Origin of the sequence: Pedobacter sp. MR2016-19 (genome assembly GCF_014947265.1) — a bacterium.
Classification (GTDB): Bacteria; Bacteroidota; Bacteroidia; order Sphingobacteriales; family Sphingobacteriaceae; genus Pedobacter.
This window is the reverse complement of sequence record NZ_JADCNK010000015.1, coordinates 96090-119705: the sequence shown is the minus strand read 5'-3', so window position 1 is coordinate 119705 and position 23616 is coordinate 96090. Positions and strand designations below refer to the sequence as shown.

Sequence of the window (23616 nt, the reverse complement as noted above, 5' to 3'; positions counted from 1 at the left end):
ATAAAATCCGTGTTAATCTGTGTACATCTGTGGTTAAATTGTCAAGGCTATTTTACACTCATTTTCAAATCAAAAACTTATAAATTCTTGATTTTGATGGTTCTAAAATCTACTTTATTGCCATGATCCTGCAGCAGGATATGTCCTTTTGGTGCTTCGCCAAAGTTTTTCCAGTCTTTATATTTACTAATGGCAACCAGTTTTTTAAACTCTTCTGATCCACGTGTATATTCCAACACTTTAACCCCATTTAAATAATGTTCTACTTTGTTATCAGGATAAACTACCAAACGTCCATTGTTCCAGCTGCCGATTGGGCGCAGGTAGCGGGCTTCTTTTTTAGCAGTCATTAAATCGTATAAGGATGCCAAAGTGCGGTTTCCATCTCTACCCAATTTTGCGTCAGGGTGCAATTCATCATCTAAAACCTGGTATTCCAGGCCAATGGCCGAACCTTTGTTCTTTTCGCTCAAGGTAACAAAATATTTTACCCCACTGTTGGCACCAGGCGTTAGCTTAAACTCGAACGACAAATCAAAAGCAGCATATTCATCTTTGGTTACAATATCGCCGCCGTTGGTCGATTCGGCACCCCCAGATGGTTCAACGCTGATTACACCACCGGCAATTTTCCATCCTTTGGCAGGGAAAGCAGTTTTATAAGCACCAACCCAACCTGCACTGCTTTTACCATCGAACAATAGTTTATAACCTTCCGATTTTTCGTAAGCAGATAAAGTATTAGGCGTTAAATTAACTGTATAAATTCCTTTTGGAAAAGCTTTGGCCTTTAGCCCTTCAGTTTGAATGTTGATATTTTTGAAATAAACTTTCTTGCCATCATTATCGAGGTTATTGCCAATGCCATGCACCTGCAGACCGATAAAACCTGATTGATCCAAAGTATCAATCACATAGGCAACAGGTGTTCCATTTACCCAGGTTTTGGTTTCGTTACCGATACATTCAATTTTGTAATGGTTAAACGCATTCTTTTTATACAAAGGCTTTGCCGATGGATTAAGCTCTAAAGGATAAAGCCACAATCTTCTGGCTTCGTCGTAAATTCCACCTGTCCATGCTCTTGGTGTAGGGTCTATTTCTACCTGCCGGCCAAAAACCAATCCTTTACCATTATTTCCTTCTGGTTTAATATGGCTACGGGTTTGCACGCCAGAATTGGTGGTTTCACCTTCGAGTTTCACATCCAGTTCCAAAATGAAATCGCCGTATTCTTTTTCGGTGATTAAAAATGAATTTGGTGTGCCTTTGGTCATTGTTCCCACAATCATTCCATCTTCAACCTTGTATGGAGCAGCACCTGCAACGGCTTTCCAACCGTTAAGTGTTTTACCGTCAAATAATGGTTTTGCTTTTTGGGCAGCGGCTGACAGGCTGACCAGGGAAAGGGCTAGAATACTATATTTTTTGATATTTAACATGCTAGGTTTTTTTCTTGCCGTCATTGCGAGGAAGAATGACGAAGCAATCTTTTTTGCTAAATAGATTGCTTCGTGCCTCGCAATGACGATATTTTTATTTTAATACTTAAATACTTTTCCGTTTGCGATTACTTCTTGTCTGCCTTCATCGAAAACTGCTTTTGCACCCGTGTGTACCGCAGCATTGGTCATGATATTGGCAATAGAATGCGAATAACCAGCTTCCACGGGTGCATTTGGTGTTTTACGGCTGCGCACACATTCCATCCAGTTGCGCATGTGGCCAGAGGTTAATCCATCACCGCCCATATTGGCGCCGGTTGCGGCTTTAATTTCCGTTTTACTTAAATCAAATTCAGGCAAAAGATTAGCCTTCAATCCCATGGCTGCAGCTTCTTTTTCCCTTAAACCACCTTTTGGCGATACTTTATTGGTAATCAGGTTGAGCTCGCCACCATTCGAATAATAAACCTCGCCTACATCGCCCACACTGTTCTGCATCCTAGAAGTAAAAGTAACCTGGAAGCCATCAGTAGTATCTGGCTGACCATAATCGAATACGGCAACCATCGAATCCCAATTTCTACGGCCATCTTTCCAGGTGTAAATACCTCCGTTTGCCACTACACTTCGCGGATGTTTTAAATTGGTAAACCAATGCACGGTATCAATCTGGTGGCTCATCCATTGTCCAGGCATCCCTGACGAATAGGGCCAGAATAATCTATATTCTAAGTATTTTCTCGGATCAAAAGCCTCGTTCGGACGGTTTAACAAAAACCTTTTCCAATCAATATCTTCTTCTTTTAATTTAGCCACCAAGTCTGGTCGGCGCCACCTGCCTGGCTGATTTACATTCCACACTAAATCTACAGCAGTGATCGGCCCGAATTTTCCATCCTGTATAAATTTTGCCGCATTGATGTAATTTTCTCCACTCCTTCTTTGCGAACCTATTTGTACAATCTGCTTGCTGGCCTTAACGGCTTTAAATGCAGCTTTGGCATCATCCATGGTTTCGGCAAAAGGCTTTTCTACATACGCGTCGCAATTGGCTTTTACCGCCTCTATGGTGTGAAGCGCGTGCTGAAAATCGGCAGTACTGATAATTACAGCATCAAGGTCTTTTGTGGCATAAAGTTCATCGTTGTTACGGCAGGCTTTAATATCATGACCAAATTTTTCTTTTAAATGGGCAATTCCTAAATCTCTGCGATAGTTCCATAAATCAGAAAGACCAACGATATCGAAATTGAGTTCCTTGTTGTGGTTCAGGAAACAAGGCAGAAGGGTGTCTTTAAAGCGATCAGAAAATCCAACAACACCAACACGTACCCGATCATTTGCACCGATGATGCGTCCATAACTTTTGGCGCTCATGCCCATGGTACCTGCATAGGTTGCTGCAGCAAATACTGCTGATTGTTTAATAAATTTTCTTCTGGAATTTTCCATAGAATAAAACGGTTTAAATAAGGTTAGATAGCTTATGCGTTAAACGATTTATAAGGTGTTTAACATCATCCAAATTAGGACTTTTAGTTTAATAAAAAGGACCGGCTTTGGTAACAATTTAGAAAGGAATGGAAGATGTGGAATGGAAAATGTGAGAATTAAGAGGGGAATGGATGAAAAAGAATCTGTATCATAAATATAGAATTGTCATCCTGAGGGATAATTTATTTAATAAAAATCAATATGAGAGACGTATAATTGATTTCTTTTGCCATACACCACGGTCTTGCCTCGGCTCGCCGCCGCCGAGGGGCTCTTTCTTTTTGGCATTAAAAAGAAACAAAAAATGCCGGCTGAAAATTTATTCATTTGTTGTTTATAACTTTCAGTTGCATTCATGAGGGCTTCGCCGTTTTCTTTTGAAGCCAGTTGTTCGGCCAGAACAGTGCAGCCCGAAAAATTTGTTAGGCCGGATTTAAGTAGAACGGGGATACCGTGCTATGGCCTAGCTGGATGGAAATGCGAAATCGGTTAAAATGCTGATTCGACGATTGTGAAATAATGTCAATGATAACTTGTCGGTTTTTAAGTATCTTAAAAGGCGTTTCGACAGGCTCAACGTGACAAATTCGATTGAATTACAATTTATGAGACAGTCTCTTATTTAAGACCTATAAGGTTTTGAAAACCTTATAGGTCTGTGAGATTATTATTAGCCTAAAACCGCTAAACTTTCTTCTATAATTTTGATTTTAGCCTCAGCATCGGCTTTTTTATTGCGTTCATTGGCAATAATCTCGGGTTTTGCATTCTGGACAAAACGTTCGTTACTCAATTTAGCATCAACCGACTTTAAAAAGCCCTGTAAATAAACTAAATCGGCATTTAAACGTTCGCGTTCTGCTTCTACATCAACGTTTTCGGTTAGTGGAATAAAGAATTCATCTTTCCCTGCCATAAAAGCCGTTGCGCCAACAATTTTATCGTTTACTATTTCAGCTTCTGATACATTGGCCAGTTTAAAAACGATATTTAGCCATTTTTCGTAATCAAGATCAGAATTTACCTTAATGCTTAACGGCAACGCTTCTTTAGGCGAAATCTGCTTCTGGTTTCTTACATTTCTAATTTCGGCCACTACAGTCTTAATTACCTCTGCATCTTTCAATAATTGTTCATCAAAAGTTCCGCCTTTTGGAAATTCTGCTACAATACAGCAATCCATTTCGCCACGATCGGCAAACAGATCATCATGCCATAACTCTTCAGTAATAAAAGGCATATTAGGATGCAATAACTTGATGATATTTTCGAAGAACGCAATAGTTTCTTTGTAACTTTCCGCATCAATTGGCTGCTGATAAGCAGGTTTAACCATTTCTAAATACCAGGCACAGAAATCATCCCAAACCAGTTTGTAAGTGATCATTAATGCTTCTGATAAGCGGTATTGCTTAAAGTTAGCTTCAATTTCTACCAATGCTTCGTTAAAGCGGTTTTCGAACCAAGAAATGGCCTGAGCATTAGGGTTAACCAGGTTTTCGTCAACTTCCCATCCTTTTACCAAACGGAAAGCATTCCAGATTTTGCTGGCGAAATTACGCCCCTGTTCGCAGTAGCTTTCATCGAACATTAAATCGTTTCCTGCAGGTGACGACATTAACATCCCTACACGAACGGCATCAGCACCGTATTTTTCAATCAATCCAATCGGATCAGGTGAGTTACCCAATGATTTTGACATTTTGCGACCCAATTTATCGCGTACAATCCCCGTTAAATATACATTAGTAAATGGTTTTTTGCCCATAAACTCATGTCCGGCCATAATCATACGTGCTACCCAGAAAAATAAGATTTCAGGCGCCGTAACCAGATCGTTAGTTGGATAATAATAGTTGATATCTTTATTTTCAGGGTTTTTAAATCCATCGAAAACTGAAATCGGCCATAACCATGATGAGAACCAGGTATCCATCACATCATCATCCTGCCTTAAAAATGGCTCTAGCTGATGTTTGAATCCAGCTTTTTCCGTTTCTGAGCAGCTTTCATCTAAATGTTTTTTCTTCCAGAATTCTTCTAATGCTTCATCTTTAGTTTTGGCAACTACCCAATTTCCTTTATCATCGTACCAGGCCGGAATTCTTTGCCCCCACCATAACTGTCGGCTAATGTTCCAATCGCGAACATTTTCCATCCAGTGGCGGTAGGTATTTTCAAATTTATTTGGAATCAGGTTTACCTCGCCATTCAATACATCATCCAAAGCTGGCTGCGCCATCTCTTTCATCTTCACAAACCATTGCATCGAAAGTTTTGGTTCGATAGCAGCATCGGTACGTTCAGAAAAACCAACCTGCGATTTATAATCCTCCACTTTCTCTAAATGCCCAGCCTCTTCCAGCATTTTGGCGATTTTTTTACGCGCAACAAATCTGTCTTCGCCCACTAAAATAACGGCCAGTTCATTTAAAGTTCCGTCATCGTTTAAGATATCGGTAACTGGTAAATTGTGTTTTACACCCAGTTCATAATCGTTTAAATCGTGTGCAGGTGTAACTTTTAAACAGCCTGTACCAAATTCGATATCTACATATTCATCCTCAATAACCGGAATTTCGTGGTTAACCAGAGGCACGAAAACTTTTTTACCTTTTAGGTGCGTAAAACGCTCATCGTTCGGGTTGATACAGATCGCCGCATCGGCCATAATCGTTTCCGGACGCGTAGTCGCTATGGTTAAAAACTGGTCTTCGGTTCCCGAAATCAGGTATTTAATGTAATAGAGTTTCTGGTTTACTTCTTTACGAATCACTTCTTCATCAGAAACGGCCGTTTTACCAGCCGGATCCCAGTTAACCATACGGATACCCCGGTAAATCCACCCTTTTTTATATAAATGAATAAACGAATCAATAACCGCTTCAGAAAGATCTTCTTCCATGGTGAAACGGGTACGGTCCCAATCGCAGCTTGCGCCCAATTTCTTTAATTGTTCTAAAATAATACCGCCGTATTTCTCTTTCCACTCCCAGGCGTATTTCAGAAATTCCTCACGAGAGAGATCTTTTTTATTGATTCCCTGTTCTTTTAACATCGCCACGACTTTTGCTTCGGTTGCAATAGAGGCATGATCAGTTCCGGGTACCCAACAAGCATTTTTACCTTGCATACGGGCTTTACGGATCAATACATCCTGAATGGTATTATTGAGCATGTGCCCCATGTGCAGTACACCTGTGACGTTTGGTGGCGGAATTACAATGGTGTAAGGTTCGCGCTCATCAGGTTCTGAGTGGAAAAACTTTTTAGATAGCCAATAGCTATACCATTTATCTTCTGTTTCTGCAGGATTGTACTTGGTGGATATGCTCATGAATGTATTAAAAATTCAAAAATAGCTAATTAAGCTGAAAGACCAAAGCCAAGCAAGTGGAAAGCTGAAAGACTAAAGCAGGTAAACTTCAGATGAGTGTATGTAGAAAAGATATGCGTGTTAGTTTTTGGAAAGCAGGTGCGTATTTTGATTTAGCCCTGCTTTTGGTTTGTAGCCCTGACGTGAAGTCGGGAGTTACCACGTCAATCAGGTTTAGAAAAGTTGGTTCGTGCAAAACAAGAACGATAATGAAGTTTTATTAAACGATTATTCTACGTCATCAAAAACATCATCTAATGCCAATTCAAAACCTGGCAGTACGGTTGACGTAATTTTTTCGCTTAAGGTGAATATTTTAGAGGGTTGGAATTTACCCATCTCATTTAGGGTATATATCAAAATGCTTTGATCACTTTGGCTCACCACCCAATATTCTTTAACACCAAACTCTTCATAAACCTTATACTTATTTAGCAGCTCCATTTTGGTATTTCCTGGCGATAAAATTTCGATTACCAGATCAGGCGCACCGATACAGCCGCGGGCATCAAGTTTGCTTTTATCGCAGATTACGCAGATATCTGGTTGGAGAACAGTAAATACATCTTTATCAGCTTTGCTTTCTTTTGGAAAACGGACATCAAAGGGTGCCGCATAAACTTTACAGGGCTTACCATCCAAAAAATTAATTAATGGCTTTAACAAATTAATAGAAACACCTTGATGCACCCTTGATGGCGCAGGACTCATTTTAAATATTTTGCCTGCAATCAGCTCTACCCTTTCAGGGAAAAGCCAGTTTAAATAGTTAGAATAGCTATAAGTTAACGATGCATCAAGTTCATTGAACTGCCTTACAGGCTCGTCATCGTTTAAAACAGGATATGGAACAGGTTCAGACATAGTCTAAGATACTAAAAAAAGTAGTAATCTAAAAATATTTGTGGATTTTATAAATCATCAAAAACATCATCCAATGCCAGTTCAAAACCTGGCAATACAGTTGACGTAATTTTTTCGCTTAAGGTGAATATTTTAGAGGGTTGGAATTTACCCATCTCGTTTAGGGTATATATCAAAATGCTTTGATCACTCTGGCTCACCACCCAATATTCTTTAACACCAAATTCTTCGTAAACACGGTACTTATTAAGCAGTTCCATTTTCGTATTTCCGGGAGATAAAACCTCGACAACCAGATCGGGCGCTCCGATACAGCCACGGGCATCAATTTTGTTTCTATCGCAGATTACACAGATATCTGGTTGTAAAACGGTAAAAATAGCTTTATCATGGTGACTTTCCTTTGGAAAACGAACATCAAATGGCGATAGGTAAACTTTACAAGGTTGCTTTTTTAAAAAATTTCCTAGCTTAATAAATATGTTACCAATAACTCCCTGATGAACGCTTGAAGGCGCAGGACTCATCTTAAAGATTTTACCTTTAATCAGTTCAACTCTTTCAGGAAAAAGCCAGTTTAAATAGTTAGAATAGCTATAAGTTAACGATGCATCAAGTTCATTGAACTGCCTTACAGGTTCATCATCGTTTAAAACAGGATATGGAACGGGTTCAGACATAATCAAATATACTAATATTTATAGTATTCCAACTTTCTATTTTTCAACATATCTTAATACCATTAAGAAATTAAGGACATTAAGTTTTAGGCAATTCCTTAACTATTTTAATTTTCTTAATGGTAAAAGTATAAATTTACTAAAACTTCATCTTCTGAATTCTCACCGCATTTAAAATAGCCAGAAGTGCCACACCAACGTCGGCAAAAACCGCTTCCCACATGGTTGCTATACCTCCTGCCCCTAAAATTAAGACAATTGCTTTTACCGCAAATGCCAATACAATATTCTGGATGACTACATTTTTGGTTGCCTTACCTATTTTAACCGCGGTTGCAATTTTAGAAGGCTGATCGGTTTGAATCACTACGTCGGCTGTTTCAATAGCGGCATCGCTACCCATTGCACCCATGGCAATACCAATATCGCTGATCGCCAATACCGGCGTATCATTAATTCCATCGCCCACAAAGGCCACCACCTTACTTTTGTCACTTTTAATTGCTTCCAGTCGGGCAACTTTATCTTCAGGTAATAAATCCCCAAAATAGGTATCAATACCTAAACTCAAGGCTACTTTTTTAACAATTGAGGTCTTATCACCGCTTAACATCACAACCTGTTTTATTCTGTTTTCGTAGAGCTGTTTAATGGCATCGGCAGCATCTTCTTTTATTTCATCTGCAATCAGAACATAACCAACATATTTCTGGTCGATAGCAACAACCACAATACTTTCTTCTATCGACGCAATTTCAGGCTCAAAATCAATATTAAATTTCTCCAAAAGTTTAACATTACCTGCTAAAACCTCTTTACCATTAACCAGGCCCTTTAAGCCCATTCCAGCAATTTCCTCGATGTTTTCGGCAGGATGAATTTCTTTTTCACCAGCATATTCTACAATGGCCTTCGCAATTGGATGGGTAGATTTGGCTTCTACAGCCGTTAATAAACTCAAAAATTCTGCTTCATCAATACTGCTTTCTACTTTCTGAACATTGAAAACACCTTTTGTTAAGGTTCCTGTTTTGTCCATTACAACCGTATTCAGTTTGGTAATCAGATCAAGGAAATTAGAGCCTTTAAAAAGAATGCCATTTGCCGATGCCGCACCGATTCCGCCAAAATAGCCCAATGGAATAGAAATGACCAGCGCACATGGGCAAGATATAACCAGGAAAACCAGCGAACGATACAACCAGGTTTGGAAATGATATTCGTTTCCTAAAACTAAAATTGGGATAGTAACCAGCGCAAGGGCTAAAAAGAAAACAATTGGGGTATAAATTTTCGCAAACTTGCGAATAAAAAGTTCGGTCTTAGCTTTGCGGGTAGTGGCATTTTGAACCATTTCCAAAATGCGTGATAATGCACTGTCTGCAAAAGCTTTGGTCACTTTAACTTCGACTACTTTATCCAAATTAAGCATCCCTGCCAAAATCGATTCACCCTTATTAATTGTACGCGGTTTGCTCTCGCCAGTTAAAGCAGCGGTATTAAAACTGCTTTTATCACTAATCAATTCTCCATCTAAAGGGATTTTCTCACCAGCCTTTACTTGAATGGTTTCGCCAATTTCTACCATTTCAGGATTAATGTCTTCGTATTTTCCGTTGCGCAATACGTGCGCTACATCTGCACGGACATCAAGTAATGCTTTAATATTCCTTTTGGCACGGTTTACTGCAGCCATTTGAAATAACTCGCCGATAGTGTAAAAAAGCATCACCGTTACACCCTCAGGATATTCTCCAATGGCAAAAGCACCGATGGTAGCGATAGACATTAAAGAAAACTCGGTAAAGAAATCTTTGGCTTTAAAAGTTTCCCAAACCTCGCGCAAAACCGGAATTCCCACCGGTAAATAAGCCACTATATACCAATAAGGCCTGATGATCTGAAATACAGGAACCGTAAAAAGGTTATCAAACGCGATTCCAATCAGTAGCATAACCAATGTTACGATGGCTGGCAAATACGTTTTAAAAGCTGAAGGATCTCCACCATGGTCGTGGTCATGTTCGTCGCCTTCTTCATGTGCGTGATCATGATCATGGTTATGTTTTGGTTCGGAATGTACTTTACTGCTGCAACAGCTATCTTCTTTATCGTGTGAGTGACTCATTATATTTATAGTATGCTAAACATCATTTTATTGTTAACGATAAAACCTCGCAGGTTTAGATAACCGTTTTCAAATTTATGGAAAATAAAATGTTTTATCCCGAATCATTATTAATAGCAATAATTTTTACAAGCACACAATAAATTTTGTTAAAAAATGTTAATAGTGGTATAAAAGATTTAAAATCATGAAATCTATTAAAATTTCTTTTTCAGCATCAGAACTTATCAGGCGGCTTGGCTTAGCAAAAATATACTACTGGTTTAACAAGTAATATTCTTAATATATAACACCAGTATTAATTAGTATTTCATAAATTTCGCATCATTATTAACTTATTAAGCGAATGAAATACCAAAATTTGAAAAGATGTTTTGCAGCGCTAGGTATAGTCGCTGCTGGCTTTTCTGCAAATGCACAAACCAAAAAATTTATCGACCCTGCCAACATGGATCTTTCCGTTAAACCAGGCGACGATTTCTACACCTACGCAAGTGGTACGTGGATAAAAAACAATCCAGTTCCTGCTAAAGAAACGCGTTGGGGTTCATTTAACGAGCTTCGCGATTTCAACATCAACGCTGTTAAATCTTTAGTGGAAGATGCAGCAGCTGACAAATCTGCTCCTGCAGGTTCGGTTAAGCGTAGAGTTGGCGATTTTTATACGGCTGCTATGGATAGTGCAACCATTGAGAAATTGGGTTATACTCCAATAAAAGCCGATTTAGCGAAAATTAAGCAAATTAAAAATATTCAGGGTATACTGGATCAGGTGGCTTACATGCGAACCAATGGCTTGGGTGGCGGAATGTTTGGCCTTGGTGTTGGCCAGGACCGCAAGAATGTAAACAAATACATGGTGAATATTAGTCAGGGCGGCACAACACTTCCCGATCGCGATTATTACCTGAAAGATGATACACGCAGTGTTAAGATCCGCGATGCTTACAATACCTATATGGTTACTTTATTTACCTTAACGGGAAGTACACCGGAAGAAGCAAAACAAAAAGCAGCAACCGTTTATAAAATTGAAAAGCAATTCGCTGAAGCACAGATGAGCCGTTTAGAAATGCGCGATCCTTACGCAACCTATAACAAGCTTACTGTTGCCGAACTGAACCAAAAAACACAAGATATTAACTGGGCAACCTATTTGCCTAAGTTCAAAATCAAAAATCAAGATACTGTTCTGGTTTCTTCGCCTAAATTTATGGTAAGCCTTGATGGAATGTTGAAATCGGTTCCGGTTAGCGATTGGCAAACTTATCTGGAATGGAACATTTTAAAAGGTTCGGCTTCCAGTTTAAGCTCTCCATTTGTGAAGGCGAGTTTCGCTTTCACGCAGGCTCAAACAGGTCAGAAAGTACAAACACCACGTTGGCAACGCATGTCATCTTTAACTGATGGCACTATCGGCGAATTATTAGGCCAGCTCTACGTGGCCAAATATTTTAAGCCAGAAGCTAAAGAGCGGATGAACCAGATGATTGTAAACTTGCGTAAAGCATTCGAAATCAGAATTAATGGTTTAGAGTGGATGAGCCCTGAAACCAAACAAAAGGCATTAGCTAAATTACATGCCTTTACACCAAAAGTAGGTTATCCGGAAAAATGGAAAAACTACGATGGTTTAGTGATTAATAAGGGTACTTATTTCCAAAACTTACGCAATGCAAGTGTTTGGGGCTATAAAGAAATGGTTGATCAGTTAGGTAAACCTGTTGATCGCAAACGTTTTGGTATGACACCTCCAACGGTTAATGCTTACTATAGCCCTACACTGAACGAAATTGTTTTCCCTGCTGGTATTTTACAGTTCCCTTTCTTTGATCCAAATGCCGATGATGCCGTTAATTATGGCGGTATAGGCGCAGTAATTGGTCACGAAATGAGCCATGGTTTTGATGACAGCGGAAGTCAATATGATGCTGCCGGTAACTTAAAAAACTGGTGGACTGCTGAAGACAAAGCTAAATTTGACGCAAAAACAAAGGCTTTAGGCGAGCAGTTTGATGCTTATACCGTATTAGATACCATCCATGTAATCGGTAAATTAACCATGGGCGAAAACATTGGCGATTTAGGAGGTTTAAATGCCGCTTATACTGCGTTCAAAATGACCAAACAAGGTCAAAGCAATGAAAAAATTGATGGTTTTACACCAGATCAGCGTTTTTTCCTGGCCTGGGCACAAGTATGGAGAGGTAATATTTTACCCGAAAGTGCTGCTCAGCTAATTAAAACTGATCCGCATTCTCCAGGTCCATACCGTACCATTGGTGCACCTGTAAATATGGATGCGTGGTATAATGCTTTTGATGTTAAACCTGGTGATAAATTATATAAAAAACCAGAAGACAGAATTAGAATGTGGTAGTTTTGAGGTTGAGGGCTGGAAGGTGGAGGGTGTAAGGCTTTTCCACCCGATAGTTTTAATTGAGATGGAAGTTTTAACCTCAACTTTAAAATTCTATTATTTATATCATCCCTATATTAAAAGCGCCCCGATTTATTTGGGGCGTTTTGTTTATTAGCGTGGTGTAAGATGTTACCATCTGACAATAGCTGAAATTATCAATTCAATTCATCGAATTAATCGATTCTTTTTAGATGTTGATAAATCAGTCGGATGTTACCATCCGACTGCACGATTACCCACCGCCTTGGTTTGTGTCTCCAAGACCTAAAAATTAATCCAACCTCAATATTTATCCCAAATCAAAATTAATGTATCTCCTTTCAGTAATTCTTAATTATCATTCTATCTTTGAGAAAACATAAGCCCCTTTTCATGAGAAGCGCATTCAAAACAATTCTTATCCTAAGTTTAACCTTACTCTCTTCCATAAGCTTTGCTCAAGACAATAAGTTAATCAGTCTTGAAGCATTGATAAATAAAACCGATCCGGCCTGGCCACTGGTAAAAAAGTGGATCGACTCTGCAAAAAACAAGGTTGAAATTCTACCTGTTGATTCTGCAAAAGCAAAAGAAGTTTTATACAACTCGCAAATGACTACCTATGCTACACTTGGTTCGGTAATTTACAACACCGGAGGCATAATGGTTGATAATGGCTGGATTAGGATTTTGGGCTCAGGCAGCGAAAGATTAAACCGGAATGTTGCGGAATGGAACAAAGGAAAAACCATACAGGAATATGGCGATAATATTCCCTATCTTTTAATTGCTGATGATGCTGTAGGTGGTTTCTTTGCAATTAATTATGGCGGTTTGGGTAAAGATATTAAAAACGTATATTACCTTGAGCCAAACAGCCTAACCTGGCAGCCACTTGGAGCGGGTTATGGCGAATTTCTTGTTTTTTGTTTCGATAGTGATCTCTCTAAATTTTATAAAGGTTTACGCTGGAGCAGCTGGGATCAATTTATTGCCAATTTAGATGGCACCAAAACCTATAGTTTCCGCCCTTATTTATGGGAGGAAGGAACCGACATTGATAAATGTACCCGAAAACTTGTTGGGATTGAAGAAATGTACCGTTTTAATATTATGAAGTCGAAAGAACTGAATGCTGACAAAGGCATAAAAAAAGACGAATCTAAAAAAGAGGAAACTAAAAACGAGCAATAAATCGCTGTCTACAAAACAATTCGATGCCTGATACACTCGCTACCATCACCCAGATCAAAAATACCAGGGCTTTTGTTCTGGAATTAGTAAAAGATTTAACCACAGAGCAGTTAAACAAAATTCCTTCGGGTTTTAACAATAACATGATCTGGAATATTGCCCATTTAACCGCTGCACAGCAAAACCTATGTTATGTAAGATCGGGATTAACGGTAACGGTTAAAGAAAAACATTTTTCGCCATTTTTAAGCGGAACAAAACCAGAAAATTTTATTGAGCAGACAGAGATTGATTCCATTTTTGATACACTCTTAACCAGCATGGATCGTTTAACCACCGATTATTTGAGTGGTATTTTTCTAAAGTTCGATCCTTGGGACAAACGTTATGGTATGAAACTAAATTCGATAGAAGATGCCATAAACTTTATCCCTTTCCACGAGGGGATGCATATCGGTTATATCATGGCATTGAAGAAATTGGTCTAGCCCTGAAAACTTAAGCGTATTTTGCCTGTGTCTTTTTAGGGAGTTTAGCCAAAACCATCGCCCTCGAATCTGCCACCCTATTTTTTAGTTCTTTATCGTTCAATACATCCAAATTTTCGATCTGGATCCATTGCCGCTTTGCCATATGATAGGCCTGCGCAATACCGTCTCTGGCAGCAAGTTCATCAAATTCATCCGGATTGCATTTGATAGAAAAACGGTTACCCTCATCAATAGCAATAATTACATAAATTTTCTCTTCTATCATAAAACACAAATGTTCCCATTTCATACCTTCTGTAGTGCCGGGTAAACTCAAACAATATTCTCTGAACGATTCGATGTCCATATTTAGGGTTTAGGGTTTAGGGTTTAGGGTTTAGGGTTTAGGGTAAGACCAAAGCTAAGAACAAAAGATTAAAGCCGGAAGAGAAAAAGTCAGAGGTCGGAGTCCGAAGATTAAAGCTGATTAACTTACCTATCCTTTCTGTGGCTAATTTATCCCCAAATCCAAAAATCATATTAATACTATATCTTATCTATATTTGCGTCATAATCTTAAAATCCAAGAATCCTTAAAATCCTAGCTCATGAATATTATTACGCCTACGGCTGATGGTTCGAATACACTTTACAACGAAACCATAGGCGAACATTATCACAGTAAACATGGTGCACTACAAGAAAGCAAACATGTGTTTATTGATGCCGGATTAAAATTTGCTTCTACTAATTTAAATGAAGTTTCCATTTTGGAAGTTGGTTTCGGCACCGGACTGAACTTTATTTTAAGTTTCGAATATTGTACAGAAAATAGCATTAACCTTAACTATACCAGCATTGAGGCCTTTCCGCTTACAATAGAGATAATTGAGCAAACAGGTTATGCAGCATATGTTCCTGAAGAAATATGGACCGATTTTATTTCAAATTATCCAGACGCATTAAAAGCACCAAAAAAATTAACTTCGCTTTGCTCGTTAGAAATCCCGCACACAACATTGGCAGAATACAGTAGTGATCAAAAATTTGATCTGATTTATTATGATGCATTTTCCGTACAGCACCAGCCCGAAATGTGGAGCGATGAAATTATTGCACATGCCTGCAGTTTCTTAAAACCTGGCGGAACTTTTGTTACCTACGCTATTACCGGAAAACTGAAAAGGGCCGTTAAAGCTTGCGGATTTACCATCGAAAAATTACCTGGCGCCCCTGGGAAAAGGGAAATGCTAAGAGCAACTAAGGCGGAAGGTTAAAGGTTTAAGGCATAAGGTTTTTAGGTGATTATGGTATATGATTGCCTCGAAAAGCGTTTGTCCACACTCAGCAGGACAGTTTGTTAAATCAGTTTTTTGGAAAGCTTAGCAGAAGCGAATGGCGCCCTGCAGTCCCGCTCCCGCTTCTGCCGATGAAAAATCGGCATCTCGCTTCGATCGGGTTTAGGTGGCTTAAACAGTACTACTATCTGTGGTAAAATAAACCCGACCGACAGCGTTATCCCGATTGGAGTATTATTTTATTTATTGGTGATCTATCGGGATTAAGCAAAGGGCGGGACTGGTTTAACCCAAGCACTACAGGCCTTGTTTTCCAACAAAATAGAGCACATGTTAATTTATAAAGAAAAATGGCTTTTCCACACGCTTGTCCAGCCTAGCATCTGATAGCTATCAGATGAAGATTTTGTTAATTGATCGTTTTCCAAAAGACCACTCTCCTCTCATTTTAACATAATTTCATCTCCTGCAAAAACCACATCATCCTGATTTTGTTAAAATATCATTAACATTCATATCATGAAAAAAAGAACCTTAGGAAAAACCGATTTAAATATTGCGCCAATAGCATTTGGAGGAAATGTTTTTGGCTGGACGATTGATGAAAAAAAATCGTTTGAAATATTAGACCAATTTGTAGAAAGTGGTTTCAATTTTATAGATACGGCCGATGTATACTCGCGCTGGGTACCTGGAAATAATGGTGGAGAATCGGAAACGATTATTGGTAAATGGCTTAAAAAACAGCAAAAACGCCATGATATTATTATTGCTACCAAGGTAGGCTCAGATATGGGCCAGGGTAAATCACTAAAAAAAGATTATATCATTAATGAAGTTGAACATTCTTTATCGCGCCTGCAAACCGATTATATCGATCTTTATTTCTCTCATTTTGATGACGAAAGCACGCCTGTTGAAGAAACCTTAAGCGCCTACGAAACTTTAATTAAAGCTGGCAAAGTCCGCTGGATCGGGGCATCAAATTTTTCTGCTGATCGTTTAAAAGAATCACTACTTAGTTCTAGCGAGCATAGTCTTCCACGTTATGAGGTTTACCAACCGGGCTACAACCTTTACAATAGGGAGGAATTTGAACAGGATCATGAAAAAATATGTTTAGATCACGGATTGGCTGTAGTTACCTATTATTCTTTAGCTAGTGGCTTTTTAACCGGAAAATACCGCAGTGAAGATGATTTGAAGAAAAGTCAGCGTGGTGGAGGCATTAAAAAATTCCTGAACGAACGGGGCTTTAAAATTTTAGCCGCACTGGATCAGGTTGCTGAAAAACACCATGTTGAGCCAGCTTCTGTAGCCCTGGCCTGGTTAATTTATCATCCTTCAATTACAGCGCCAATTGCAAGTGTTACCGATTTAAGCCAGTTAAAATCGTTCACTGAAGCCGCAAATCTAAAATTATCTCCCGAAGACATTTCCCTTTTAGATAAAGCGAGTATCTATTAAAAATAATCTCTTATATTTAAATGCCCGATTGATGAAACAATTAATCGGGCATTTTGTATTAAACAGGATTTAAAATTATATGAAAGACAAACTATCGTTCCTGCCCAAGCTTGCCCTGGTTCTTTTCTGTTTAATCAGTTTAACATACATCGCCATTTTAGGCCATTCTTTGTTGGCTCCCCTACTTTTCTCTTTTTTAATGGCCATCTTATTATTACCTGTTGGCAATTTTTTAGAACGCAGATTAAAATTCAAAAGGAGTTTATCAACTCTGGTTTCAGTAATTTTGATGATTGCTGTAATTGGTGGAATTATTTATTTCTTTGGCAATCAATTAAGCGATTTATGGGCAGATTGGCCTTTACTTAAAGAGAAAGCGAATGTTTCTTATCACGAACTTCAAAAATGGATTTCACACACTTTCGGCATAAATTCTCAGAAACAACTCGATTATTTAAATGATAGCACAGAGAAAGCTTTGGCTACTAGTGCAGCAATTGTAGCCACTACCTTATCCACGCTATCTTCTACCCTATTATTTTTAGGTTTCACACTATTATTCACTTTCTTTATTTTAAACTACCGAAGAGTTTTATTTACTTTTTTAACTTCGGTTTTTAGTGAAGAACACAAAGAAAAAGTTTCAGAAATTGTAAGTCAGATTCAGTACATCATAAAAAAATACATCATAGGTTTATTCTTACAGATGCTTATTGTTACGGTATTAATGATTACCGTTCTGAGTTTATTAGGCGTTAAATACGCAGTTCTTTTGGGTCTGGTAGCTGGTATTTTTAATGTAGTTCCTTATTTGGGAATATTCTTTGCCCTGTTAGTAAGCTGCCTGATTACTTTTGCAACCGCTGGTGCAGGTAAAGTGCTGCTGGTTTTAATTGCCTATGTTGGTATACATGCTATTGATGGAAATATACTGATGCCATTAGTGGTAGGCTCGAAAGTAAAAATAAATGCATTATTTGCCTTTATTGGAATTGTAGTAGGTGAGATGATCTGGGGCATTTCAGGCATGTTTTTATGTATTCCTTACCTCGCCATGTTAAAAATAATATTCGACAGAGTAGATAGCTTAAAACCCTGGGGCATTTTAATGGGAGAAGAACATAAGCCTGATAAAAAGAAGCGTGTTTACCGGATTACAAAAAAGATTAAATTAGAAGAAAAAGATTAAAATGGCCGAAAACAGATCGCCTCATATTTTAAGCACTTCTGCCAATCTTTTGGGTATTTGCTTTATTGTGCTTACTTCTTTAAAAAAACTAGCACTTACCGATGGCTCTTTAATTGACGAATTTGCTGTAGCTGCTGTAATGTTTTTTATGACCAGCTGCATCTTATCTTTTATCTCGATGAGGAGACAAGAAACGGCAAGTCAGCGACTGGAAAAAGCTGCTGATCTCATCTTTTTATCCGGTTTATTGGTGTTGTTTCTTGCTACAATTTTAATTGCCTTTAATTTGATCAAGTAAGTTAAAAATTATATTAAATGAAACCTTTATTTGTATTACTTGTCGTGTATGTTGCCCTATTAGCCTTTGGTGGTCATACCACATTTGATAAAGGGAATATTTTTGCAGGCAACATTGCCATGGGTGTGATGTTACTTTTTACCGCTATCGGACATTTTAAGTTTAAAACCAGTATGGCCGCCATGATCCCCCTGTTTATTCCTAAAAAAGTAGAAATTGTACTTTTAACAGGTGTGCTGGAAATCTTATTTGCCATTGGCCTGGCGATTGAAAGCACCAGATATTTTACCGGGATAGCCCTGATTATTTTTTACATTGCTATTTTACCTGCCAATATTTACGCAGCCAAACACCGCATCAATTACGAAGATTTGTATAAACCAGGGCCAGGACCAAAATATTTATGGTTCAGAATACCCTTTCAGCTTTTCTTAATCGCCTGGGTTTGGTACTTTAGCGTTCGATAAACATAGTTCAACCATAAAACATGCCTAACAATCCAATTCCGGCAAGCGCCAATAATCCAGCTGATGCCTTTACACGTTTACTCACCGTTTTAGATACATTGCGTACACAATGCCCATGGGATAAAAAGCAGACCATGGAAACCCTGCGCCATTTAACGATAGAGGAAACTTATGAATTAAGCGACGCCATTTTAGAGGGCGATTTAGACGAAATTAAAAAGGAACTTGGTGATGTAATGATGCACCTTGTTTTCTATTCTAGAATTGCTTCTGAAACCAACGATTTTAACATTACCGATGTTTTAAACGGGGTTTGCGATAAACTGGTAAATCGGCATCCACATATTTATGGCGATGTTGAAGTGCAAAATGAAGAAGATGTAAAGCGCAATTGGGAGCAGATTAAACTGAAAGAAGGCAACAAATCGGTGCTTGCTGGTGTTCCATCTTCATTACCAGCTTTGGTTAAAGCTGCCCGTATCCAGGAAAAAGCCCGTGGCGTAGGTTTCGATTGGGAAGATAAAAATCAGGTTTGGGAAAAGGTAGAAGAAGAACTACAGGAGTTTAAAAATGAATTTAACGTTGCCGATAATACGGCCATTGACATCGAAAAAGCTGAATCCGAATTTGGCGATGTACTTTTCTCTTTGATCAACTATGCGCGTTTCATCAATATCAATCCTGAAAATGCCTTAGAAAAAACCAATAAAAAATTTATCAAACGTTTTCAGTACCTCGAAACCAAAGCAAAAGAAAACGGAAAAGCCCTGGCTGATATGACACTTTCAGAAATGGATGTGTATTGGAACGAAGCAAAGAAATTATAGTTTTTCAGGATTTTGTCGTAATTCAGCCCGAGACTTCATACTGATCCGATAGTTATCGGATTTATTTTACAAGTAGAAATAGTGTTTTCAATCGTCTTGTAGCTACTACGTGGTCAGCATCTTTCCTACAAGATAGCCACTGAAATAAACTACCATTATAGCCACTGAAATAAACTACCATTGACGCTACCCTGTAAACCATTATTAATCAGTATTTTAACCACTTTCGCATTTCCATCCAGCTTGGCCATAGCACGGTATCCCCCGTTCTACTTAAATCCGGCCTAACAAATTTTTCGGGCTGCACTGTTCTAGCCGTAGAACTGCCTTCAAAAGAAAAATTTTCAGCCGGCATTTTTTGTTTCTTTTTGATGCCAAAAAGAAAGAGCCCTTCGGCGGCGGTGAGCCGAGGCAAGACTGCGCCGTAGGACAAGAGAAAACAATTTTACGCCATCCATATTGATTTTAAACAATTAATTAATCCTCAAGGTGACGATACGCTTAAAGTTAGCCAAAAAATTCCCCATCCACATAATACCATCGCCCATCTTCTAACCTGAAATTAGATTTTTCATGCAATATTTCAGCTTGAAATTTCTTATTCAGATAATAGGCTTTAAACTCAACAACATCAAAATCTGAAAAAACGATTTCGAGTTTTAGCCATTTGGTATTTTTCGCACTGTTTAAATATGCGCTTTTTGAATGTCCTTTTCTTTTACTATTATGCGTAGTTTCATAAAGATAATCCGCATCTGCCACTACAAATGCCGAATATCTGGAACGCATTAAGGCCTCTGCAGTTGGTGCTGTTTTCGTTTTTAAATGATAAGGCTGGCAACAGTGCCCGAAGTTTATTCCGCTTCCGCAAGGGCAGTTTATTAAATTCATGATTAAAATTTACTGCACAAAAGTATCATTTAATATTCCTGCTGTTAAAATTTCCGTAAAATTGCAGCAGAATAATGAGGTATTTCTTTCACATAGCCTATCAAGGCCAGTATTTTAGTGGGTGGCAAAAACAACCTGGGGTTAAAAGTGTTCAGGAAGTTATTGAACAAACTCTATCGAAGATTTTAAAATCGCCCATTGCCATTAACGGCTGTGGGCGGACTGATGCGCATGTGCATGCCAGTCAGTTTTTTTTCCATGCTGATATTGAAAAAGAGATTGATTTCGATCTGCTCTACATCCTGAATAAAGCTTTACCTTATAATATCGCCGTATTCGACATTATTAAAATGGAAGGTAAACCGCATGCCCGGTTTGATGCTGTACAACGGAAATACGATTATTTTATCCATACCTATAAAGATCCTTTTTTAAGTACCCAAAGTTCCTTTTATCAATTAAACAATTTAGACTTTGATAAAATGAAGGCTGTGGTAAAATTATTACCGCTATACAAAGATTACAGGGCTTTCTGTACCCATCCTGATAAATACGAACATACCATTTGCAATGTAATGGAAGCAGATTTATTCGTAAACTCAAAAGGCGACAGGCTAAGGTTCCACATTGCCAGTAACCGTTTTTTGGGTAAAATGATTCGCATCATTGTAGGTAAAATGTTAATGGTAGGTAAAGGAGAACTTAGTTTTGACGAATTTGAAAGCGAACTGGTTACCCTTCAAGCCTCAAAATTATCATTGCCCGCTCATCCCACAGGTTTGTACCTTTCAAAAGTCACTTATCCATATTTAAACCTCGAACCGCGGACTGAATTTATCCATAGTACTCAAAGTATAGACTGGATTTCAATTTAAGTGTAGCGTTTTTATTTGGAACTCCGTTTAAGGGGTATGAAAGCCCAAATCTGTATTTTCCTTTTTGCCCTGATCTTATCTTTAGGATGTAAAAAACCTACAACGGTAGATGTTCTATTGGACGGCACCTATACAGGTGTATTGGTCATTACTAATAGTGTTAAGTCTGTGCCGGTAACCCGCCCGATTTCAATTTCGTTAAAAGATGGAAAATTTAACATTATGCCAAGTGCTGACCTAAAACCATCGGGAGGCAAGGGAACATATACTTTTAAAAATGGGATCGGTTATTTTACCGATGAGGACATTTGGACAGCAGATTTTGATTGGAATATGGTTTTAAACGGCGAATACAATATCAGAAGCAGCGCAGTAGATTTAACCCTTAGAAAAAGATTCAATGCAAAAACAGATTTGTCTCCTGCTACCTCTAACGCTACCATAGATTATGAATACATTTTAAAAAGAACTAATTAACCCCATATAAATGAAAAATTTAATATTCTTATTTATCGCCCTATCTATTTTTGTTTTTGGATGTAAGAAAAAATCTGAAACAAAAACAAAGAATTACGATTTTGAAATCAATACGTCAAAATCAATTGGTGCATCTACATTAGCATTAAAATCGATTAGTGATAACCGTTGCCCAATAAATGCTGATTGCATTAGCGCCGGAAGTGCAACAGCACATTTCAAATTAACAGGCAATGATGTTGATCAGGAAATTACTTTATGCAACGGTGGAGAATGTGGCACATTAGAAAGTGTAGCAAACATTAAAATTAACGGCATAAATTATTCACTCAAATTAATCGACATCACACCATATCCTCAGCTTCAGAAAAGTAATATTACAAAAACTGTAAAAGTTGAGTTGACAAAAATTTAAGTTTAGGTTTGCTTGGGCATCGGGAAATGATCTGTCCGGTGCTCCAAGTTTTTTTATTTAAATCTGATTGCCTTAAGCGGAGAAACCTTGCTGATCAATAATGAAGGAATAATCAAAACCGTTAAACACACCACTATCGTAACGATATTAAGCAGCAGCACATCAATAAAATGAAATTCTATGGGTGCATAAGCTAAAAAGTAAGACGCCTGATTAAGTTTAAAAATGTGCGTGGACTGCTGTAAGAAACCAAGACCTAAGCCCAGAATATTCCCCAGTAACAAGCCGATACCAATCAAATAAGCTGCGTTGTAAAGGAAAATTTTCATAATGCTCCAGTTACTGGCCCCAAAAGATTTTAACATTCCAATCATATTGGTTTTTTCTAAAATCATGATTAGCAATGCGGTAACCATGTTAATTACACCTACAATGAGCATCAGGATTAAAAGCACATTGGTGTTTACATCAAGAAGGCCTAACCAGGTAAAAATATTAGGAAAATTTTCTTCAATAGAATAAGAGCGCAAATGGCGCGGAAGCTGTTCGTAAATATTATCGGCAATGGGCTTAAGCCTGTTAAAATCCTTAATCCTGATTTCTATGCCACCAATTTCGTCGGCTTTCCAGTTATTCAGCCGTTTAATAATATTAAGATTACCCAGCACAAAGCCCTTATCGATATCTTCCACACCAATATCATAAATACCTACAATTTTAAATTTACGCGGGCGTAACTGGTTTTGAACAAAGTACATGATAAAATCATCACCTGTTTTGAGTTTTAAACGATTAGCCGTATAATTCGAGATGAGCAGTTCCTGCATGGCAGCCGTACTGTCAGAAAAGTCGATAATGGTTCCGCTGATAATATGCTGTTTAATGTAATCCCACTTGTAGCTTTTGTCTATCCCTTTAAAATTAATGCCTTCAATTTCATTATTAGCCGAAAGGATGGCAGGTTTTGTAGCAAAAGGATAATAATATTCTATATCCCGATTATTTTTGAGGATTTTTTTGGTTTCTCCATCCATTACGAAAGGAGAATGCTCAAAAGAATTATTCAGATCGTAACGGGTAATCTGTACATCACCTAAATATCCCCTTACTTTATCCTGTATTTCAGTTTTAAAGCCTTTAATAATGGCTATAGAAAGAATCATAACAGCCAAACTCAACATCACGCCAGTTATTGCAATGCGGACAATAAGCTTTGAGAAAGTGCGCTCAGATTTAATGGCTATCCGCCCTGCTATGAAATATTCGAAATTCAATTTAATCAATTAGTAAGTAACAAAAATGCTCAATTCCTTTTTAAAAATGGCATTTTCGAAAATAAATAACCAACTTTAAACATCAG

The 23616-nt window shown here is 38.1% G+C and carries 21 protein-coding genes; 12 read left to right on the top strand and 9 right to left on the bottom strand.

Features of this window, described 5'->3' with window-relative positions; all coding sequences use genetic code 11:
* Positions 1-77: 77 nt before the first annotated feature.
* From IM793_RS17985 to IM793_RS17960, 6 genes are all read right to left on the bottom strand, one after another.
* Positions 78-1442, bottom strand: a complete 1365-nt coding sequence (locus IM793_RS17985; RefSeq protein ID WP_193423730.1) for a DUF1080 domain-containing protein — start codon at positions 1440-1442, stop codon at positions 78-80.
* Between the two features lie 99 nt (positions 1443-1541).
* Positions 1542-2897 (bottom strand): Gfo/Idh/MocA family protein, encoded by a 1356-nt coding sequence (locus IM793_RS17980; RefSeq protein ID WP_193423728.1) that lies wholly within the window; start codon positions 2895-2897, stop codon positions 1542-1544.
* A gap of 712 nt (positions 2898-3609) precedes the next feature.
* On the bottom strand, positions 3610-6276 hold the full coding sequence (locus IM793_RS17975) for a valine--tRNA ligase (protein WP_193423726.1): 2667 nt from the start codon (positions 6274-6276) through the stop codon (positions 3610-3612).
* Positions 6277-6543: 267 nt separating this feature from the next.
* Positions 6544-7179 (bottom strand): Uma2 family endonuclease, encoded by a 636-nt coding sequence (locus IM793_RS17970; RefSeq protein WP_193423724.1) that lies wholly within the window; start codon positions 7177-7179, stop codon positions 6544-6546.
* A 47-nt stretch (positions 7180-7226) separates the two neighbouring features.
* Positions 7227-7859 carry a Uma2 family endonuclease gene (locus IM793_RS17965; RefSeq protein WP_193423722.1) on the bottom strand — a complete coding sequence of 211 codons (633 nt, stop codon included), beginning with the start codon at positions 7857-7859 and terminating at the stop codon, positions 7227-7229.
* 139 nt (positions 7860-7998) lie between these two features.
* The gene (locus IM793_RS17960; RefSeq protein WP_193423721.1) at positions 7999-9987 is read right to left on the bottom strand and encodes a heavy metal translocating P-type ATPase; all 1989 of its coding nucleotides are present in this window, start codon (positions 9985-9987) and stop codon (positions 7999-8001) included.
* A 346-nt stretch (positions 9988-10333) separates the two neighbouring features.
* Between IM793_RS17960 and IM793_RS17955 the strand changes: the two genes are divergently transcribed.
* The 3 genes from IM793_RS17955 (at position 10334) to IM793_RS17945 (ending at position 14070) form a co-directional block, all read left to right on the top strand.
* Entirely contained in the window at positions 10334-12367 is a 2034-nt protein-coding gene (locus IM793_RS17955; protein WP_193423720.1) for a M13 family metallopeptidase, read from the top strand.
* A 414-nt stretch (positions 12368-12781) separates the two neighbouring features.
* Positions 12782-13582 (top strand): DUF2625 domain-containing protein, encoded by an 801-nt coding sequence (locus tag IM793_RS17950; protein WP_193423719.1) that lies wholly within the window; start codon positions 12782-12784, stop codon positions 13580-13582.
* A gap of 23 nt (positions 13583-13605) precedes the next feature.
* On the top strand, positions 13606-14070 hold the full coding sequence (locus tag IM793_RS17945) for a DinB family protein (protein WP_193423718.1): 465 nt from the start codon (positions 13606-13608) through the stop codon (positions 14068-14070).
* 10 nt (positions 14071-14080) lie between these two features.
* On the opposite strand, the gene IM793_RS17940 is transcribed toward IM793_RS17945, so the two are convergent.
* The gene (locus tag IM793_RS17940) at positions 14081-14419 is read right to left on the bottom strand and encodes an MmcQ/YjbR family DNA-binding protein (protein WP_193423717.1); all 339 of its coding nucleotides are present in this window, start codon (positions 14417-14419) and stop codon (positions 14081-14083) included.
* 241 nt (positions 14420-14660) lie between these two features.
* On the opposite strand from IM793_RS17940, the gene mnmD reads away from it, so the two are divergent.
* From mnmD to mazG, 6 genes are all read left to right on the top strand, one after another.
* Complete coding sequence (gene mnmD, locus IM793_RS17935; RefSeq protein WP_193423716.1) at positions 14661-15329, top strand: tRNA (5-methylaminomethyl-2-thiouridine)(34)-methyltransferase MnmD; 669 nt, start codon at positions 14661-14663, stop codon at positions 15327-15329.
* A gap of 540 nt (positions 15330-15869) precedes the next feature.
* Complete coding sequence (locus IM793_RS17930) at positions 15870-16817, top strand: aldo/keto reductase (protein ID WP_193423715.1); 948 nt, start codon at positions 15870-15872, stop codon at positions 16815-16817.
* 79 nt (positions 16818-16896) lie between these two features.
* Positions 16897-18006 carry an AI-2E family transporter gene (locus IM793_RS17925; RefSeq protein WP_193423713.1) on the top strand — a complete coding sequence of 370 codons (1110 nt, stop codon included), beginning with the start codon at positions 16897-16899 and terminating at the stop codon, positions 18004-18006.
* Position 18007: 1 nt separating this feature from the next.
* The gene (locus IM793_RS17920; RefSeq protein WP_193423711.1) at positions 18008-18304 is read left to right on the top strand and encodes a hypothetical protein; all 297 of its coding nucleotides are present in this window, start codon (positions 18008-18010) and stop codon (positions 18302-18304) included.
* 17 nt (positions 18305-18321) lie between these two features.
* Positions 18322-18771 carry a hypothetical protein gene (locus tag IM793_RS17915; protein WP_193423709.1) on the top strand — a complete coding sequence of 150 codons (450 nt, stop codon included), beginning with the start codon at positions 18322-18324 and terminating at the stop codon, positions 18769-18771.
* Between the two features lie 20 nt (positions 18772-18791).
* Positions 18792-19598: a nucleoside triphosphate pyrophosphohydrolase gene (gene mazG, locus IM793_RS17910; protein ID WP_193423707.1), complete on the top strand. Its 807-nt coding sequence runs from the start codon at positions 18792-18794 to the stop codon at positions 19596-19598.
* Positions 19599-20105: 507 nt separating this feature from the next.
* Here the strand turns inward: mazG and IM793_RS17905 are convergent.
* A complete protein-coding gene (locus tag IM793_RS17905) occupies positions 20106-20489 on the bottom strand; it encodes a YchJ family protein (RefSeq protein WP_227256308.1) in 384 nt (127 codons plus the stop codon).
* A 74-nt stretch (positions 20490-20563) separates the two neighbouring features.
* On the opposite strand from IM793_RS17905, the gene IM793_RS17900 reads away from it, so the two are divergent.
* The 3 genes from IM793_RS17900 to IM793_RS17890 are packed head-to-tail and all read left to right on the top strand — an operon-like array spanning position 20564 to position 22256.
* Complete coding sequence (locus tag IM793_RS17900; RefSeq protein WP_193423705.1) at positions 20564-21364, top strand: tRNA pseudouridine(38-40) synthase TruA; 801 nt, start codon at positions 20564-20566, stop codon at positions 21362-21364.
* A 36-nt stretch (positions 21365-21400) separates the two neighbouring features.
* Positions 21401-21841 (top strand): hypothetical protein, encoded by a 441-nt coding sequence (locus IM793_RS17895; RefSeq protein ID WP_193423703.1) that lies wholly within the window; start codon positions 21401-21403, stop codon positions 21839-21841.
* A gap of 10 nt (positions 21842-21851) precedes the next feature.
* On the top strand, positions 21852-22256 hold the full coding sequence (locus tag IM793_RS17890) for a hypothetical protein (RefSeq protein ID WP_193423701.1): 405 nt from the start codon (positions 21852-21854) through the stop codon (positions 22254-22256).
* 53 nt (positions 22257-22309) lie between these two features.
* On the opposite strand, the gene IM793_RS17885 is transcribed toward IM793_RS17890, so the two are convergent.
* Positions 22310-23530 carry an FtsX-like permease family protein gene (locus IM793_RS17885; RefSeq protein WP_193423699.1) on the bottom strand — a complete coding sequence of 407 codons (1221 nt, stop codon included), beginning with the start codon at positions 23528-23530 and terminating at the stop codon, positions 22310-22312.
* Between the last annotated feature and the right edge of the window lie 86 nt (positions 23531-23616).

Bases quoted from the DNA above. Each gene is read 5' to 3' on its own strand.
- mazG (WP_193423707.1), top strand. From the start codon at position 18,792: ATGCCTAACAATCCAATTCCGGCAAGCGCCAATAATCCAGCTGATGCC.
- IM793_RS17950 (WP_193423719.1), top strand. From the start codon at position 12,782: ATGAGAAGCGCATTCAAAACAATTCTTATCCTAAGTTTAACCTTACTC.
- IM793_RS17915 (WP_193423709.1), top strand. From the start codon at position 18,322: ATGAAACCTTTATTTGTATTACTTGTCGTGTATGTTGCCCTATTAGCC.
- IM793_RS17945 (WP_193423718.1), top strand. From the start codon at position 13,606: ATGCCTGATACACTCGCTACCATCACCCAGATCAAAAATACCAGGGCT.
- IM793_RS17895 (WP_193423703.1), top strand. From the start codon at position 21,401: ATGAAAGCCCAAATCTGTATTTTCCTTTTTGCCCTGATCTTATCTTTA.
- IM793_RS17960 (WP_193423721.1), bottom strand. From the start codon at position 9,987: ATGAGTCACTCACACGATAAAGAAGATAGCTGTTGCAGCAGTAAAGTA.
- IM793_RS17940 (WP_193423717.1), bottom strand. From the start codon at position 14,419: ATGGACATCGAATCGTTCAGAGAATATTGTTTGAGTTTACCCGGCACT.
- IM793_RS17890 (WP_193423701.1), top strand. From the start codon at position 21,852: ATGAAAAATTTAATATTCTTATTTATCGCCCTATCTATTTTTGTTTTT.
- IM793_RS17985 (WP_193423730.1), bottom strand. From the start codon at position 1,442: ATGTTAAATATCAAAAAATATAGTATTCTAGCCCTTTCCCTGGTCAGC.
- IM793_RS17975 (WP_193423726.1), bottom strand. From the start codon at position 6,276: ATGAGCATATCCACCAAGTACAATCCTGCAGAAACAGAAGATAAATGG.
- IM793_RS17920 (WP_193423711.1), top strand. From the start codon at position 18,008: ATGGCCGAAAACAGATCGCCTCATATTTTAAGCACTTCTGCCAATCTT.
- IM793_RS17980 (WP_193423728.1), bottom strand. From the start codon at position 2,897: ATGGAAAATTCCAGAAGAAAATTTATTAAACAATCAGCAGTATTTGCT.
- IM793_RS17955 (WP_193423720.1), top strand. From the start codon at position 10,334: ATGAAATACCAAAATTTGAAAAGATGTTTTGCAGCGCTAGGTATAGTC.
- mnmD (WP_193423716.1), top strand. From the start codon at position 14,661: ATGAATATTATTACGCCTACGGCTGATGGTTCGAATACACTTTACAAC.
- IM793_RS17970 (WP_193423724.1), bottom strand. From the start codon at position 7,179: ATGTCTGAACCTGTTCCATATCCTGTTTTAAACGATGACGAGCCTGTA.
- IM793_RS17930 (WP_193423715.1), top strand. From the start codon at position 15,870: ATGAAAAAAAGAACCTTAGGAAAAACCGATTTAAATATTGCGCCAATA.
- IM793_RS17900 (WP_193423705.1), top strand. From the start codon at position 20,564: ATGAGGTATTTCTTTCACATAGCCTATCAAGGCCAGTATTTTAGTGGG.
- IM793_RS17965 (WP_193423722.1), bottom strand. From the start codon at position 7,859: ATGTCTGAACCCGTTCCATATCCTGTTTTAAACGATGATGAACCTGTA.
- IM793_RS17925 (WP_193423713.1), top strand. From the start codon at position 16,897: ATGAAAGACAAACTATCGTTCCTGCCCAAGCTTGCCCTGGTTCTTTTC.
- IM793_RS17905 (WP_227256308.1), bottom strand. From the start codon at position 20,489: ATGAATTTAATAAACTGCCCTTGCGGAAGCGGAATAAACTTCGGGCAC.